This is a genomic window from Erwinia sorbitola (genome assembly GCF_009738185.1).
Classification (GTDB): domain Bacteria; phylum Pseudomonadota; class Gammaproteobacteria; order Enterobacterales; family Enterobacteriaceae; genus Erwinia; species Erwinia sorbitola.
In genome coordinates this window covers 2,441,543-2,456,208 of the sequence record NZ_CP046509.1, presented here as the reverse complement: position 1 = coordinate 2,456,208, position 14,666 = coordinate 2,441,543, and the positions used below count along the sequence as shown (strand labels likewise).

Annotated in this window: 12 protein-coding genes; 8 read left to right on the top strand and 4 right to left on the bottom strand. The window is 50.5% G+C overall.

Translation table 11 applies throughout. The features are described 5' to 3' along the window. Window positions 1-33: 33 nt before the first annotated feature. On the bottom strand, window positions 34-441 hold the full coding sequence (hns, locus tag GN242_RS10925; RefSeq protein WP_156287477.1) for a histone-like nucleoid-structuring protein H-NS: 408 nt from the start codon (window positions 439-441) through the stop codon (window positions 34-36). 362 nt (window positions 442-803) lie between these two features. On the opposite strand from hns, the gene tdk reads away from it, so the two are divergent. After that, entirely contained in the window at window positions 804-1,433 is a 630-nt protein-coding gene (gene tdk, locus GN242_RS10920; RefSeq protein ID WP_154751060.1) for a thymidine kinase, read from the top strand. Between the two features lie 129 nt (window positions 1,434-1,562). On the opposite strand, the gene adhE is transcribed toward tdk, so the two are convergent. Next, entirely contained in the window at window positions 1,563-4,253 is a 2,691-nt protein-coding gene (gene adhE / locus GN242_RS10915) for a bifunctional acetaldehyde-CoA/alcohol dehydrogenase (protein ID WP_154751061.1), read from the bottom strand. Between the two features lie 475 nt (window positions 4,254-4,728). On the opposite strand from adhE, the gene GN242_RS10910 reads away from it, so the two are divergent. The 7 genes from GN242_RS10910 to GN242_RS10880 all read left to right on the top strand — a co-directional run bounded on the left by GN242_RS10910 (window position 4,729) and on the right by GN242_RS10880 (window position 12,744). After that, complete coding sequence (locus tag GN242_RS10910) at window positions 4,729-5,376, top strand: YchE family NAAT transporter (RefSeq protein WP_156287476.1); 648 nt, start codon at window positions 4,729-4,731, stop codon at window positions 5,374-5,376. Window positions 5,377-6,177: 801 nt separating this feature from the next. Beyond that, window positions 6,178-7,809: an oligopeptide ABC transporter substrate-binding protein OppA gene (oppA, locus tag GN242_RS10905; RefSeq protein WP_156287475.1), complete on the top strand. Its 1,632-nt coding sequence runs from the start codon at window positions 6,178-6,180 to the stop codon at window positions 7,807-7,809. An 83-nt stretch (window positions 7,810-7,892) separates the two neighbouring features. Beyond that, the gene (oppB, locus tag GN242_RS10900) at window positions 7,893-8,813 is read left to right on the top strand and encodes an oligopeptide ABC transporter permease OppB (RefSeq protein WP_154751063.1); all 921 of its coding nucleotides are present in this window, start codon (window positions 7,893-7,895) and stop codon (window positions 8,811-8,813) included. 14 nt (window positions 8,814-8,827) lie between these two features. After that, the gene (oppC, locus tag GN242_RS10895; RefSeq protein WP_154751064.1) at window positions 8,828-9,736 is read left to right on the top strand and encodes an oligopeptide ABC transporter permease OppC; all 909 of its coding nucleotides are present in this window, start codon (window positions 8,828-8,830) and stop codon (window positions 9,734-9,736) included. Window positions 9,737-9,747: 11 nt separating this feature from the next. Beyond that, window positions 9,748-10,764: an ABC transporter ATP-binding protein gene (locus GN242_RS10890; protein ID WP_154751065.1), complete on the top strand. Its 1,017-nt coding sequence runs from the start codon at window positions 9,748-9,750 to the stop codon at window positions 10,762-10,764. Continuing rightward, the gene (oppF, locus tag GN242_RS10885) at window positions 10,761-11,762 is read left to right on the top strand and encodes a murein tripeptide/oligopeptide ABC transporter ATP binding protein OppF (protein WP_154751066.1); all 1,002 of its coding nucleotides are present in this window, start codon (window positions 10,761-10,763) and stop codon (window positions 11,760-11,762) included. The genes GN242_RS10890 and oppF overlap by 4 nt, the downstream gene beginning before the upstream one ends. Window positions 11,763-11,898: 136 nt before the next feature. Further along, window positions 11,899-12,744 (top strand): ion transporter, encoded by an 846-nt coding sequence (locus GN242_RS10880; RefSeq protein ID WP_154751067.1) that lies wholly within the window; start codon window positions 11,899-11,901, stop codon window positions 12,742-12,744. 36 nt (window positions 12,745-12,780) lie between these two features. On the opposite strand, the gene GN242_RS10875 is transcribed toward GN242_RS10880, so the two are convergent. Then, complete coding sequence (locus tag GN242_RS10875) at window positions 12,781-13,104, bottom strand: HI1450 family dsDNA-mimic protein (protein WP_154751068.1); 324 nt, start codon at window positions 13,102-13,104, stop codon at window positions 12,781-12,783. 46 nt (window positions 13,105-13,150) lie between these two features. Then, window positions 13,151-14,611 carry a cardiolipin synthase gene (cls, locus tag GN242_RS10870; protein WP_154751069.1) on the bottom strand — a complete coding sequence of 487 codons (1,461 nt, stop codon included), beginning with the start codon at window positions 14,609-14,611 and terminating at the stop codon, window positions 13,151-13,153. Window positions 14,612-14,666 lie beyond the last annotated feature (55 nt).

The window sequence follows — 14,666 nt, the reverse complement described above, 5'->3', positions numbered from 1 at the left end:
TTACAGGGTAGTAGAGAAGGACCTTGAGCAGAATTACAGAAGGAAATCTTCCAGCTTTTTGCCCTGCTCATCAATGGCTTTTTTGATAACTACCGGAGTACGACCCTGACCAGTCCATGTTTTGGTTTCGCCATTTTCGTCGGTATAAGAATATTTAGCAGGACGTGCAGCGCGTTTAGCTTTGCCTGGTGCTTTAGCAGCAGCCAGAGTAGACAGCAATTCGTTTGGATCAATACCATCAGCGATCAGCATATCGCGGTACTGCTGAAGTTTACGGGTACGCTCTTCAACTTCTGCCTGAGCCTGGGTCTCTTCGTCACGGCGCTCATTAACAACGACTTCCAGTTTTTCCAGCATTTCTTCCAGAGTTTCCAGGCTGCATTCTCTAGCCTGCGCACGCAGCGTACGGATATTGTTCAGAATTTTAAGTGCTTCGCTCATTGTCCAATTCTCTAAATTATATTGATAGGGATGTTTCTGCCTGATAATAATAGTGTCCGCCATTAGGAACTGCAATAGATAATTTTGTAATAAAGTCGAATAAGCTAATTGAGCGTAATCATTAGTCGAAAAGAGACGGGGTAAATATGGCGGGCTAGCGAAATAATGCTCTTTAGTGCTCATCGTTTCAGAAGGGATGCTGTAACAGGAAATCAATGCTTAATTGTTAAAACTTGCGCAGACTGTGCTATCCGCACCGGTTTCCCTGCTATTTATCCGGCTGATAATACGCTGTTGAAAGCGTTCCACAACAGACTTTATGATACACTCCGGCCTCTTTGGTGACTTTAGGAGCAGGGCTAATGGCTCAACTTTATTTCTATTACTCGGCGATGAACGCCGGGAAGTCAACGGCGTTGTTACAGTCTTCTTATAACTACCAAGAGCGCGGAATGCGCACGCTGGTGTATACCGCAGAGATTGATAACCGGTTTGGCGCAGCCAGAGTAAGTTCACGTATTGGGCTTTCTTCCCCGGCAAAATTGTATAATAACAACACATCCCTGTTTAATGAGATAAATGCAGAACACCAGCTGGAACCGATACACTGTGTGTTAGTGGATGAGAGCCAATTCCTGACGCGTGACCAGGTCAAAGCATTATCTGAGGTTGTAGATAATTTAGATATACCTGTACTTTGCTACGGGCTGCGTACAGATTTTCGTGGTGAATTGTTTATCGGCAGTCACTATCTTCTGGCATGGTCGGATAAACTCGTTGAATTAAAAACCATCTGTCACTGTGGAAGAAAAGCCAGCATGGTATTACGTCTCGATAAAACCGGTAAACCCTTTAAAGAAGGGGCTCAGGTGGAGATAGGAGGCAATGAGCGCTACGTTTCAGTGTGTCGCAAGCACTACTACGAAGCACTCGATAGCGGCTCTCTGGTGGCTATTTACGGCCATCGCCATTCTGATGATAATAATGTCTGATACTACTTTTTAACGAAGAATAAGCCAGTGTTAATGTTTATTTAGTATATAAGGCTTGCTTACTATTCTGTCTATTTATATGTATAAAAAAACCCGCCATTTGGCGGGTTTTTTTGTGTCACGGATGACTTAGCGTTTTACTTTACGATCTGCTTTCTTTGCTTCAACCGGAACTTCTGTTGCAGTTACTGCTGCCGCTGCATTATCAAAAGGTTCAACAAAGTCACGACCGTAGAAACTATCCAGCATAATCTGTTTCAGTTCAGCAATCAGCGGATAACGCGGGTTAGCGCCAGTACACTGGTCATCGAACGCATCGTCAGCCAGTTTATCCACTTTAGCCAGGAAGTCTGCTTCCTGAACGCCAGCTTCGCGGATGGATTTAGGAATACCCAGCTCCGCTTTCATTCCATCCAGCCAGACCAGCAGTTTTTCAATTTTCTGCGCGGTACGGTCACCAGGAGCGCTGAGGCGCAGGTGATCGGCGATTTCAGCGTAACGACGACGTGCCTGAGGGCGGTCGTACTGGCTGAAAGCAGTCTGTTTGGTTGGGTTGTCGTTGGCGTTATAGCGGATAACGTTACAGATCAACAGTGAGTTCGCCAGGCCGTGTGGGATATGGAACTCAGAACCCAGTTTATGCGCCATTGAGTGACAGACACCGAGGAAGGCGTTGGCAAAGGCGATACCGGCAATGGTGGCAGCGTTGTGAACGCGCTCACGGGCAACCGGGTTTTTCGCCCCTTCGTTATAGCTGGCTGGCAGATTTTCCTGCAACAGTTTCAGCGCCTGAAGTGCCTGACCGTCTGAGTATTCGTTCGCCAGTACTGATACGTATGCTTCCAGTGCGTGAGTTACCGCATCCAGTCCGCCGAAGGCGCACAGGGATTTCGGCATATTCATTACCAGGTTAGCATCAACAATTGCCATGTCCGGAGTCAGAGCGTAGTCAGCCAGTGGGTATTTCTGGCCAGTTACGTCATCAGTTACCACTGCGAATGGTGTCACTTCGGAACCTGTACCTGAAGTGGTAGTGACCGCAATCATCTTCGCTTTCACGCCCATTTTCGGGAACTTGTAGATACGTTTACGGATATCCATAAAGCGCAGCGCCAAATCTTCGAAATGAGTTTCAGGATGTTCGTACATCACCCACATGATTTTCGCCGCATCCATCGGAGAACCACCGCCGAGGGCGATAATCACGTCTGGTTTGAACGAGTGCATCTGTTCCGCACCTTTACGAACGATACTCAGCGTTGGGTCAGCTTCAACTTCGAAGAACACTTCAGTTTCAACGCCACGAGCTTTCAGCACGTCGACAATCTGGTCTGCATAACCGTTGTTGAACAGGAAACGGTCGGTAACGATAAAGGCGCGTTTTGCACCATCGGTCGCAACTTCATCCAGTGCAATTGGCAGTGAGCCACGACGGAAATAGATAGACTTAGGAAGCTTGTGCCACAACATATTCTCTGCTCGCTTGGCCACGGTTTTCTTGTTAATCAGATGTTTTGGTCCGACGTTTTCAGAAATCGAGTTACCACCCCATGAGCCGCAGCCCAGGGTCAGTGATGGTGCGAGTTTAAAGTTGTACAGGTCACCGATACCACCCTGAGATGCAGGGGTGTTGATCAGGATACGCGCGGTCTTCATTTTGTCGCCGAAGTAGTTCACGCGTTCACGCTGGTTATCCTGGTCGGTATACAGGCAAGAGGTATGGCCGATACCACCCATTGCTACCAGTTTTTCTGCTTTGCTGACCGCATCATTGAAGTCTTTAGCACGGTACATGGCAAGGGTAGGGGAGAGTTTTTCATGAGCGAATGGCTCAGTCTCATCAACCAGCTGCACTTCACCAATCAGAATTTTGGTATTTAGCGGAACGCTGATACCCGCCATTTCTGCAATTTTGGTTGCTGGCTGACCAACGATAGCGGCATTCAGTGCGCCATTTTTCAGAATGATGTCCTGAACGGCTTTCAGTTCGCTGCCCTGCAACATATAGCCGCCGTGGCTGGCGAAACGAGCGCGCACTGCATCATAGACACTATCAACGACAATAACTGACTGCTCGGAAGCACAAATTACGCCGTTATCGAAAGTCTTCGACATCAGAATAGAGGCAACGGCACGCTTGATATCCGCAGTTTCGTCTACCACAACTGGAGTATTACCAGCACCTACGCCGATAGCTGGTTTACCAGAGCTGTATGCAGCTTTTACCATGCCTGGGCCACCGGTCGCCAGAATCAGGTTGATATCAGGGTGGTGCATCAACTGATTTGACAGCTCAACAGACGGGACATCGATCCAGCCGATAATATCTTTAGGTGCACCGGCCGCAATTGCTGCCTGCAACACAATGTCTGCTGCTTTATTAGTGGCATTTTTAGCGCGTGGGTGTGGCGAGAAGATGATCCCGTTGCGGGTCTTAAGGCTGATCAGCGCTTTAAAGATGGCGGTAGACGTTGGGTTAGTTGTTGGGACGATACCGCAGATGATGCCGGTTGGTTCTGCGATAGTAATTGTGCCGAAAGTATCATCAGTATCGAGGATACCGCAGGTTTTTTCGTCTTTGTAGGCGTTATAGATGTATTCGGAAGCGAAGTGGTTTTTGATAACTTTATCTTCAACAATACCCATGCCTGACTCGGCTACGGCCATCTTGGCCAGTGGGATTCGGGCATCTGCTGCTGCAAACGCAGCCGCCCTGAAAATCTTGTCGACTTGTTCTTGAGTAAAGTTGGCATATTCGCGCTGTGCTTGTTTAACACGTTCAACAAGTGCGTTAAGTTCAGCGATATTAGTAACGGCCATGAGGCTCTCCTGGAAGTTAAACTCTATTAGTAAACAAGTTCAGAACTAGCAATTATAGTCATGTCAGCCAACACTGCTCGCAATGAGCTTGCCGAAGACTAAAAAGGTTCTAATAGGTTTACTAAAAGAGTCTATGGTTGAGTCTTGTTATCAACTTCTTTCGCTACGTTACCAACTTCTTTTGATGTCTTGAGCATAACGTTTGTGCCTGGTGTAAAACATGATGTAGATCATAAATTATGTAAGCTGATACCTTTCAGCTGGTGCAAAAAAGCGGTCTGCTGCAAATTTCCTCACTGCATAAAAAATCGACAGTCGCCATCTTTTTATTATGCTGTTAACTAAGAGGTTGTCAGTGTAAAAAACTGGCAGGCTGGTGATTATTTGGTGTGATATTCCAGTGTTTTGGGGATAGTCATTATCGGGGTTTTCCATTACATTAGCCGGCAACAATCCGTCCTCTACAGGAGCGCGTGTGAATCCTGCACTTTTAGATCTCTCTGGCTACATCAAGTTTTTTGTTGGCCTGTTTGCCCTGGTCAATCCCATTGGGATCATCCCGGTATTCATTAGTATGACCAGCTATCAGATTCCGGCAGCGAGAAACAAAACTAATCTGACGGCCAACCTGTCAGTAGCGATTATCCTGTGGACTGCACTGTTTCTTGGCGATGCCATTCTGCATATTTTCGGTATCTCGATTGATTCCTTCCGCATTGCTGGCGGCATTCTGGTAGTGACTATCGCCATGTCAATGATCAGCGGAAAACTGGGTGAGGATAAACAGAACAAGCAGGAGAAGTCAGAAAGCGCTAACCGCGAGAGTATCGGCGTGGTGCCTCTGGCGCTGCCGCTGATGGCTGGCCCGGGCGCCATCAGTTCGACAATTGTCTGGAGTACGCGCTATCACAGCTGGCTAAACCTGCTGGGATTCACTGTGGCAATCGCTCTGTTTGCCTTCTGCTGCTGGCTGTTATTCCGCGCAGCGCCCCTGATGGTAAGAGTGCTGGGGCAAACCGGCATCAACGTAGTTACCCGTATAATGGGCTTACTATTAATGGCGTTAGGGATTGAATTTGTTGTCACTGGTATCAGGGCACTGTTCCCGGGGCTGGTAAGTTAACCCGGTTAAAATACTGAAATCATGAATCTGAAGCGCATTTAATGCGCTTTTTTTTTAACGCTCGTTTTAAAATTGCACCATAAAAGTGCGATGTGCCATTTTGGTGGATTATTTTGGTGCATTTATTCATTTATCTTACATTGTTCGCTGAACTATTAATGTAATTACTGCAAACGGCGCAGGCGTGTATGTGTTTATAGCGGATGTGATTTTTTTAACATTACAACGCGTTGTCAACGTTGAAGGTTATGGATTTAACTGCTGTATTTTGTTCCTAATCCAGCATTACTAATAATATCAGCCGATTGTTTACGATATTTGTTCAAAAAACGCCCATAAAATGTTCTCTTTTTACCCTTTTTCGAATTACATCTCTCCTTTATGCCTTGTTTTCATCAGCTTAACTGTTATTTTTCTATATTAAATAACGCTTTGCCCCTGCTTTTTATCATGATAAAAGAGAAATGGTTAACATTTTTGCTATTTAGCTTTAGCGGATATGGAGTCCTTCTGATAATTTTTTAGTGGTATGGGTAAAAAGTGGCACTGGAAATGCAATTCAAGGGGCAGAGGCAAAAGGCCCTGACCAGCGGCAGCCCAGATTAACTATCTGAACCTACACGACAGCGTGCGGCCTGGCCGGGCGTTGAAAGGTGATAGCAAGCAGTCCTCAGTAAAAACAGAGTATAAAAAAACAAGCCGGGCGGCCTCGTTCCGCCGCCCGGTGAAGTTTTCCCGCAAATGGGGTAACCGCGGTGCCCGGCACACGTCGGTATTAATAAAAACTGGAGTAGGTAAAACATGATCAACATCACGAAGAAGAGTCTGATCGCCGCTGGCGTGATGGCGGCGCTGACCGCCAACCTGGCGTATGCCGCAAACGTCCCGGCGGGAGTGCAGCTGGCTGAAAAGCAGGAGCTGGTAAGAGGCAATGGCGCGGAACTGCAATCCCTTGACCCGCACAAAATTGAAGGCGTTCCGGAATCTAACGTGAACCGTGACGTATTAGAAGGCCTGGTGATTAACGATGCAGACGGCAAGATCATCCCTGGCGTTGCAGAGAGCTGGGAAAATAAAGACGGCGGCAAAGTGTGGATATTCCACCTGCGCAACAATGCAAAATGGTCGAATGGCGAACCAGTTACCGCACAGGATTTCGTCTACAGCTGGCAGCGTCTGGCCGATCCTAAAACCGCTTCACCGTATGCCAGTTATTTACAGTATGGTCATCTGCTGAATGTTGACGATATTATTGCCGGTAAAAAATCACCGGATACGCTGGGTGTGAAGGCAATCGATGAGCACACGCTGGAAGTCACACTAAGCGATGCCGTACCTTATTTCTACAAGCTGCTGATCCATCCTTCAATGTCCCCGGTCTACAAGCCTGCTATTGAAAAATTCGGTGAGAAGTGGACTCAGCCCGCGAATTTCGTCGGCAATGGTGCATTTAAACTGAAAGAGTGGGTGGTCAACGAGCGTATTGTGGTGGAGCGTAACCCGCAATACTGGGATAACGAGCACACCGTGCTGAACCAGGTCACCTTCCTGCCAATCTCCTCAGAGGTGACGGATACTAACCGTTACCGCAGCGGCGGCAGTGATATCACCTACAACTACCTGCCGATTGAGCTTTATCAGAAGCTGAAAAGAGAAATTCCGAAAGAGATTCACGCCGACCCGTATCTCTGTACCTACTATTACGAGATCAATAACCAGAAACCTCCGTTTAATGATGCGCGCGTGCGTACCGCGCTGAAACTGGGTCTGGATCGTGACATCATCGTTAATAAGGTAAAGGCGCAGGATGAGGATCCTGCCTATAGCTTCACGCCACCATTTACCGATGGCATCAAGCTGGATAAGCCAGAGTGGATTGGCTGGAGCCAGGAAAAACGTAACGAAGAGGCGAAAAAATTGCTGGCGGAAGCGGGCTACACCGCTGATAAACCTCTGACCTTTGACCTGCTATATAACACCTCCGATCTGCATAAGAAGCTGGCGATTGCTGCCGCTTCCATCTGGAAGAAAAACCTCGGTGTTAACGTTAAGCTGCAAAATCAGGAGTGGAAAACCTTCCTCGATACCCGTCATCAGGGCACCTTTGACGTGGCACGTGCCGCCTGGTGCGCAGACTACAACGAACCTACCAGCTTCCTGAATATCATGCTGTCAGACAGCAGCAACAACACATCCCACTATAAAAGCCCGGCGTTTGACAAAATTATGTCAACGGCATTAGCCGCAGGTGATGAAACGAAGCGTGCCGAAGTCTATGCAGAGGCTGAAAAGCAACTGGACAAAGACTCTGCCATCGTTCCGGTTTACTACTATAAAAATCTGCGCTTAGTGAAACCTTACGTCGGCGGCTACACCGGTAAAGATCCGCTGGATAACAGCCACGATAAAGATCTCTACATCATCAAGCACTAAAAATTCGGGCGGCTTTGCTGCCCTGTTAAAGCAATGTCAGCGCAGGGGGGCTCCTCTGCGCTTAAAGCCAGCAGGTACGGGCAATGTTAAAATTCATTCTGCGTCGTTTTCTGGAAGCGATTCCGACGCTATTTATTCTGATTACCATCTCATTCTTTATGATGCGTTTGGCACCCGGCAGTCCGTTTACCGGGGAAAGGCAGCTGACGCCTGAGGTTATGGCGAATATTGAAGCCAAATACCATTTAAACGACCCGATGTGGAAGCAGTACCTCAACTATCTCCAGCAGCTGGCGCACGGGGATTTTGGCCCTTCGTTTAAATACAAAGATTATACGGTCAACGATCTGGTGGCCGGTTCCTTCCCAGTCTCAGCCAAACTGGGGGCGGCGGCGTTTCTGTTTGCTCTGGTACTGGGGGTGAGCGCCGGGGTTATCGCCGCGCTGAAGCAAAACACCAGGTGGGACTACGCGGTTATGGGCGTTGCGATGACCGGGATAGTCATACCCAGTTTTGTCGTTGCGCCGCTGCTGGTGCTGCTGTTCTCCATTACCCTGAAATGGCTGCCCGGGGGCGGCTGGAACGGTGGGGCGCTGAAATTTATGATCCTGCCAATGGTGGCGCTGTCGCTGGCTTATATCGCCAGTATTGCGCGCATTACCCGTGGTTCGATGATCGAAGTGCTGCACTCTAACTTTATTCGTACCGCACGTGCTAAAGGGCTGCCGATGCACCGCATCGTCTTACGCCATGCGCTGAAACCTGCGCTGCTGCCGGTGCTCTCCTACCTTGGACCCGCCTTTGTCGGCATCATTACCGGTTCAATGGTTATTGAGACTATTTATGGTCTTCCGGGTATCGGCCAGCTGTTTGTGAATGGTGCGCTGAACCGTGACTACTCGCTGGTACTGAGCCTGACCATTCTGGTCGGAGCGCTGACCATTCTGTTCAATGCGATTGTTGACGTGCTGTATGCGGTCATCGATCCAAAAATTCGCTACTGATCCGGGGGCTTGAGATGATTTTTGCTAAGAAAAACAGCGAAGCTCTGGATAACTTCAGTGAAAAGCTTGAGATAGAAGGGCGCAGCCTGTGGCAGGATGCGCGCCGACGGTTTATCCATAACCGTGCTGCGGTCGCCAGCCTGTTTGTGCTGCTGCTGGTGGCGCTGTTTGTCATTTTTGCCCCGATGTTGTCAGCTTTTACCTATGACGATACGGACTGGGCGATGATGTCGGCGGCACCGGATATGAGCTCCGGCCACTATATGGGAACCGACTCCTCAGGACGTGACCTGCTGGTGCGTGTCGCCATTGGTGGACGCATCTCTCTGATGGTAGGAATTGCCGCTGCGCTGGTGGCGGTAGTGCTGGGTACGCTCTACGGCACGCTGGCGGGTTATCTGGGCGGTAAAACTGACTCGGTGATGATGCGTGTGCTGGAAATCCTCAACTCCTTCCCGTTTATGTTCTTCGTTATCCTGCTGGTGACCTTCTTTGGTCAAAACATCCTGCTGATTTTTGTTGCCATCGGTATGGTGTCGTGGCTCGATATGGCGCGTATTGTGCGCGGTCAGACCCTGAGCCTGAAACGCAAAGAGTTTATCGAAGCGGCAGAAGTGGGCGGGGTCTCAACGCTGAATATTGTACTGCGCCATATCGTGCCTAACGTGCTCGGTGTGGTGGTGGTATACGCCTCGCTGCTGGTGCCAAGCATGATCCTGTTCGAATCCTTCCTCAGCTTCCTTGGCCTTGGTACTCAGGAGCCGTTGAGCAGCTGGGGGGCGTTACTCAGTGACGGTGCTAACTCAATGGAGGTTTCACCCTGGCTGCTGCTTTATCCGGCCGGTTTTTTGGTGATCACCCTGTTCTGTTTCAACTTTATTGGCGATGGCCTGCGTGATGCCCTCGATCCGAAAGACCGTTAAGGAGTTTCCCGATGAGCGTAATTGAACTTAAGCCTGCAATGGCGAAAACCCAGGGAAGCGAACGGCTGCTGGATGTCAAAGATCTGCGGGTCACATTCAGCACCCCGGATGGGGATGTCACCGCGGTTAACGACCTGAATTTCAGCCTGAGCGCCGGTGAAACCCTCGGTATCGTTGGCGAATCCGGTTCAGGTAAATCGCAAACTGCCTTTGCCCTGATGGGCCTGCTGGCCAGCAACGGTCGCATTGGTGGTTCAGCGCGTTTCAACGGTGCTGAAATTCTTAATCTGCCCGAGAAACAGCTAAACCGCCTGCGTGCTGAACAGATTGCGATGATTTTCCAGGATCCGATGACCTCGCTGAACCCCTATATGCGCGTGGGTGAGCAGCTGATGGAAGTACTGCAACTGCACAAGGGATTGAACCACGCGCAGGCGTTTGAGGAGTCGGTGCGAATGCTCGATGCGGTAAAAATGCCTGAAGCGCGCAAACGCATGAAAATGTTCCCGCACGAATTTTCTGGCGGGATGCGCCAGCGAGTGATGATCGCCATGGCGCTGCTGTGCCGGCCAAAGCTGCTGATTGCCGATGAGCCAACCACAGCACTTGATGTCACGGTGCAGGCGCAGATCATGACTCTGCTGAACGAGCTGAAGCGCGAGTTTAATACTGCAATTATCATGATCACCCATGACCTTGGGGTGGTGGCGGGAATTTGCGATCAGGTTCTGGTGATGTACGCCGGGCGCACCATGGAATATGGTAAGGCACGCGATGTTTTCTACCAGCCTTCCCATCCTTATTCGATAGGCCTGCTCAATGCCGTACCGCGTCTGGACGCGGATGAGGGTGAAACGCTGATGACCATCCCGGGTAATCCGCCCAACCTGCTGCGCCTGCCCGCCGGCTGTCCCTTCCAGCCACGCTGCCCGTATGCGATGGCGGAGTGCAGCAATCCGCCGCCGCTGGAAGCCTTTGGCAACGGGCGGCTGCGTGCCTGCTTTAAACCCGTGGAGGCACTGGTATGAATGACGTTACAGAAAAAAAAGTGCTGCTGGAAATTGCCGATCTGAAGGTGCACTTCGATATTAAAGATGGGCGTCAGTGGTTCTGGCAGCCGCCGAAAACGCTGAAAGCAGTCGATGGCGTCAGCCTGCGCCTGTACGAAGGTGAAACACTCGGGGTGGTGGGAGAATCCGGCTGCGGAAAATCGACGCTGGCAAGGGCAATAATCGGGCTGGTGAAAGCGACCGATGGACGTGTAGCCTGGTTAGGTCGCGATCTGCTGGGGCAGAGCGCTGATGAGTGGCGCGCAGCGCGTAGCGATATTCAGATGATTTTCCAGGATCCGCTGGCTTCTCTGAACCCGCGTATGACCATCGGTGAGATCATTGCAGAACCGCTGCGCACCTACCATCCGAAGATGGCCCGTCAGGAGGTTAAAGACCGGGTTAAAGCGATGATGCTGAAAGTTGGCCTGCTGCCTAATCTTATCAACCGCTATCCCCATGAGTTTTCTGGCGGCCAGTGCCAGCGTATCGGTATTGCGCGTGCGCTGATACTTGAGCCAAAGCTGATTATCTGTGATGAACCGGTATCGGCGCTGGATGTCTCCATTCAGGCTCAGGTGGTAAACCTGTTACAGCAGTTGCAGCGTGATATGGGCCTGTCGTTAATCTTTATTGCCCACGATCTGGCGGTAGTAAAACATATCTCCGACCGTGTACTGGTGATGTACCTCGGGCACGCGGTGGAATTAGGCACTTATAGTGAGGTCTATCAGAATCCGCAGCATCCATACACGCGGGCGCTGATGTCAGCGGTGCCGGTTCCCGATCCGGATCTGGAGAAGCAGAAGGTCATTCAACTGCTGGAAGGGGAGCTGCCATCGCCAATTAATCCGCCATCTGGCTGCGTGTTCCGCACGCGCTGTCCGATAGCCGGGCCGGAATGTGCGAAGACCCGGCCTCTGCTTGAAGGCAGTTTCCGCCATGCGGTTTCGTGCCTGAAAGTCGATCCGCTCTGACGCCAGTTCACTCCAGCTATCCCGCAAACCCGCATTGAGCTTTCAATGCGGGTTTTTTTATTCCCCCCGAATGGCGCTTGATATTGACTCTGTGATGCCTGGTAATAAGGCATCATAGAGGAGTTCTGGAGGATTCATGAGTCACGGGGAACAGGGTTGGCGTCAGCGTCTCTATCTGTTTTTGTTTGACGTCCACAGCCCTGCCGGCCGTCGTTTTGAAGCTTTTTGGGTGGTTATCACCCTATGCAGCGTATTGACGCTGTTTATTGAGTCTGCCGAGCCGCATAACATTGGTCTGAGTATTAAAGAGGGTTCCATATTCCTGCTGCTGGAATATATTTTTACACTGCTCTTCAGCCTGGAGTATGTGCTGCGTGTGCTGACCACGCCGCGACCCTTCCACTATATTTTTAGTTTTTATGGTCTGGTAGATCTGCTCACTACGCTGCCGCTCTATTTCTTATGGCTCTGGCCAGATATTACCCTGCGTTACATGATGGGGATAAGGCTGTTACGCGTGCTGCGCCTGCTGAGATTAATCAAGCTATTGCGCTACATGGGGTCAGCCAATGTTATGTGGGATACGCTGGTCAGCGCCCGAAAAAAGCTTTTTTTGTTCTTTGGCGGAGTCATGATAATACTCTGCGTATTTGGCGGGCTGATGTATGTAATCGAAGGGCCAGAGCATGGTTTTACCAGTCTGCCCGTGTCTGTTTACTGGGCGGTGGTGACCATGACGACAGTAGGTTATGGGGATATCACGCCGCATACCCCGCTGGGGCGGATGATTTCATCAATATTAATATTGCTGGGCTATTCACTGATAGCTATCCCTACGGGAGTGATGAGTTCTTATATGACCGATGTGATGCAGCGTAATCGCCAGAAACGGTGTTGCTCAGTCTGTAAACAGACCCAGCATGATGATGACGCCCAATACTGTAAGCATTGCGGCGGTGTGCTGGAGGATAAACATAAATAAGGCCCGGCATCGCCGGGCCTCAGGGTAATAAACCGCTTACTCTTTCCACAAAATATGGCAGATTTTATGATCTTTCTCGCGGCAGAGCAGCACGCGGGCAAAGACATCGGTAATCGGTTCACCGTCCTCTTCACCCAGACCAATCACGACTTCGGCAAAGAAGTCAGGATTAAGGTCAAAGTCTACATGTTCAGCCCAGTCTTCAGCCGGATCGTACAGCTCTGCGCCGCCGCGCTCTTCAAACTGAAGGTTGAAGAGAATCACATCGGCTGGATCCAGGTTATCCACCGCCAGCTCAAGAAAAATATCGTAAGCCTGTTCCAGCGTCTCATCTTCGGTAAGGCGATTGTTCAAATCCATAATATTCCCTGTCATGCCCGTGGGGCGCTGTGCATTTTCGCTCGTTTTACAGCAACGGGCTGAAGAAGTAAAACAGTCGTTCAACGATACGCTGCCAGTAAGCACGACGTGCCCAGCGTTTAGCGTCAACCAGCCGCGAACGGGCGATATAATCTTCCTGTACCCGCGCCAGATCGCTGCCGAAACCATCATCATCGACCACCAGCGTAATTTCGAAATTCAGCCACAGACTGCGCATATCAAGATTAACCGTCCCTACCAGACTGAGTTGCCCATCCACCAGAATGCTTTTGGTATGCAGCAGGCCTCCCTCGAACTGATAGATTTTGACTCCCGCTTCCAGCAATTCTCCAAAAAAGGCGCGGCTTGCCCAGCCAACCAGTACCGAGTCGTTACGTCGCGGCACAATAATAGTGACATCAACACCACGATAAGCAGCCGTACAGATCGCATGCAGCAAATCATCGCTTGGTACAAAGTAAGGGGTAGTCATGATCAGCTGTTCACGCGCTGAATAGACCGCTGTCAGCAGCGCCTGGTGGATCATATCATCCGGGAAACCAGGGCCTGAGGCGATCACCTGAATGGTATGACCGCTCTCGGCTTCAAAAGGCATCACGTTATCATCGGGCGGAGGAGGTAATACACGTTTACCCGTCTCGATCTCCCAGTCGCATGAGTAAATAATACCCATGGTGGTCGCTACCGGGCCTTCCATTCGTGCCATCAGATCCACCCACTGACCAACACCGGCATCCTGCTTAAAGAAGCGCGGATCGACCAGGTTCATACTGCCGGTATAGGCAATATAATTATCGATGAGTACCACCTTACGGTGCTGGCGCAAATCCATTCGCCGCAGAAACACACGCAGCAGGCTGACCCGAAGCGCTTCGACCACATCCACCCCGGCGTTACGCATCATCGCTGGCCACGGGCTACGGAAAAAGTTGACGCTGCCCGCGGAATCAAGCATCAGGCGGCAGTGGACGCCACGACGGGCGGCGGCCATCAGCGCCTCCGCGACTTCATCGGCCAGCCCGCCAGGCTGCCAGATATAAAAAACCATCTCAATATTGTGACGTGCCAGCTGAATATCCCGAACCAGCGCGCGCAGGGTGTCGTCCGTGCTGGTCAGCAGTTGCAGCTGATTACCCTTAACCCCGGCGATGCCCTGACGATTCTCACACAGCTGAAACAGCGAACGGGCAACATCACTATTGGTCTCAGCAAAAATATGATGACTGGATTTCAATTCGTTGAGCCAGCGAGCCGTTGACGGCCACATGGTACGCGCGCGCTCTGCCCGGCGCTTGCCCAGATGCAGTTCACCGAAGGAGAGATAAGCGATAATACCGACCAGCGGAAGAATATAGATAATCAACAGCCAGGCCATAGCTGAGGGCACCGCGCGGCGCTTCATCAGGATACGCAGGGTCACACTGGCAATCAGTAGCCAGTAACCAAAAATCAGCAGCCAGCTCATCAGGTTGTAAAAAGTGGTCATTAAGTGAAAGTCCTGTTCACGCGGAAGTCTTAGGAGTTTACGTGCAGATGACAAC

Excerpts from the sequence above, each read along its gene's own strand:
- hns (WP_156287477.1), bottom strand. The coding sequence starts at position 441 with ATGAGCGAAGCACTTAAAATTCTGAACAATATCCGTACGCTGCGTGCG.
- tdk (WP_154751060.1), top strand. The coding sequence starts at position 804 with ATGGCTCAACTTTATTTCTATTACTCGGCGATGAACGCCGGGAAGTCA.
- adhE (WP_154751061.1), bottom strand. The coding sequence starts at position 4,253 with ATGGCCGTTACTAATATCGCTGAACTTAACGCACTTGTTGAACGTGTT.
- oppA (WP_156287475.1), top strand. The coding sequence starts at position 6,178 with ATGATCAACATCACGAAGAAGAGTCTGATCGCCGCTGGCGTGATGGCG.
- oppB (WP_154751063.1), top strand. The coding sequence starts at position 7,893 with ATGTTAAAATTCATTCTGCGTCGTTTTCTGGAAGCGATTCCGACGCTA.
- oppC (WP_154751064.1), top strand. The coding sequence starts at position 8,828 with ATGATTTTTGCTAAGAAAAACAGCGAAGCTCTGGATAACTTCAGTGAA.
- GN242_RS10890 (WP_154751065.1), top strand. The coding sequence starts at position 9,748 with ATGAGCGTAATTGAACTTAAGCCTGCAATGGCGAAAACCCAGGGAAGC.
- oppF (WP_154751066.1), top strand. The coding sequence starts at position 10,761 with ATGAATGACGTTACAGAAAAAAAAGTGCTGCTGGAAATTGCCGATCTG.
- GN242_RS10880 (WP_154751067.1), top strand. The coding sequence starts at position 11,899 with ATGAGTCACGGGGAACAGGGTTGGCGTCAGCGTCTCTATCTGTTTTTG.
- GN242_RS10875 (WP_154751068.1), bottom strand. The coding sequence starts at position 13,104 with ATGGATTTGAACAATCGCCTTACCGAAGATGAGACGCTGGAACAGGCT.
- cls (WP_154751069.1), bottom strand. The coding sequence starts at position 14,611 with ATGACCACTTTTTACAACCTGATGAGCTGGCTGCTGATTTTTGGTTAC.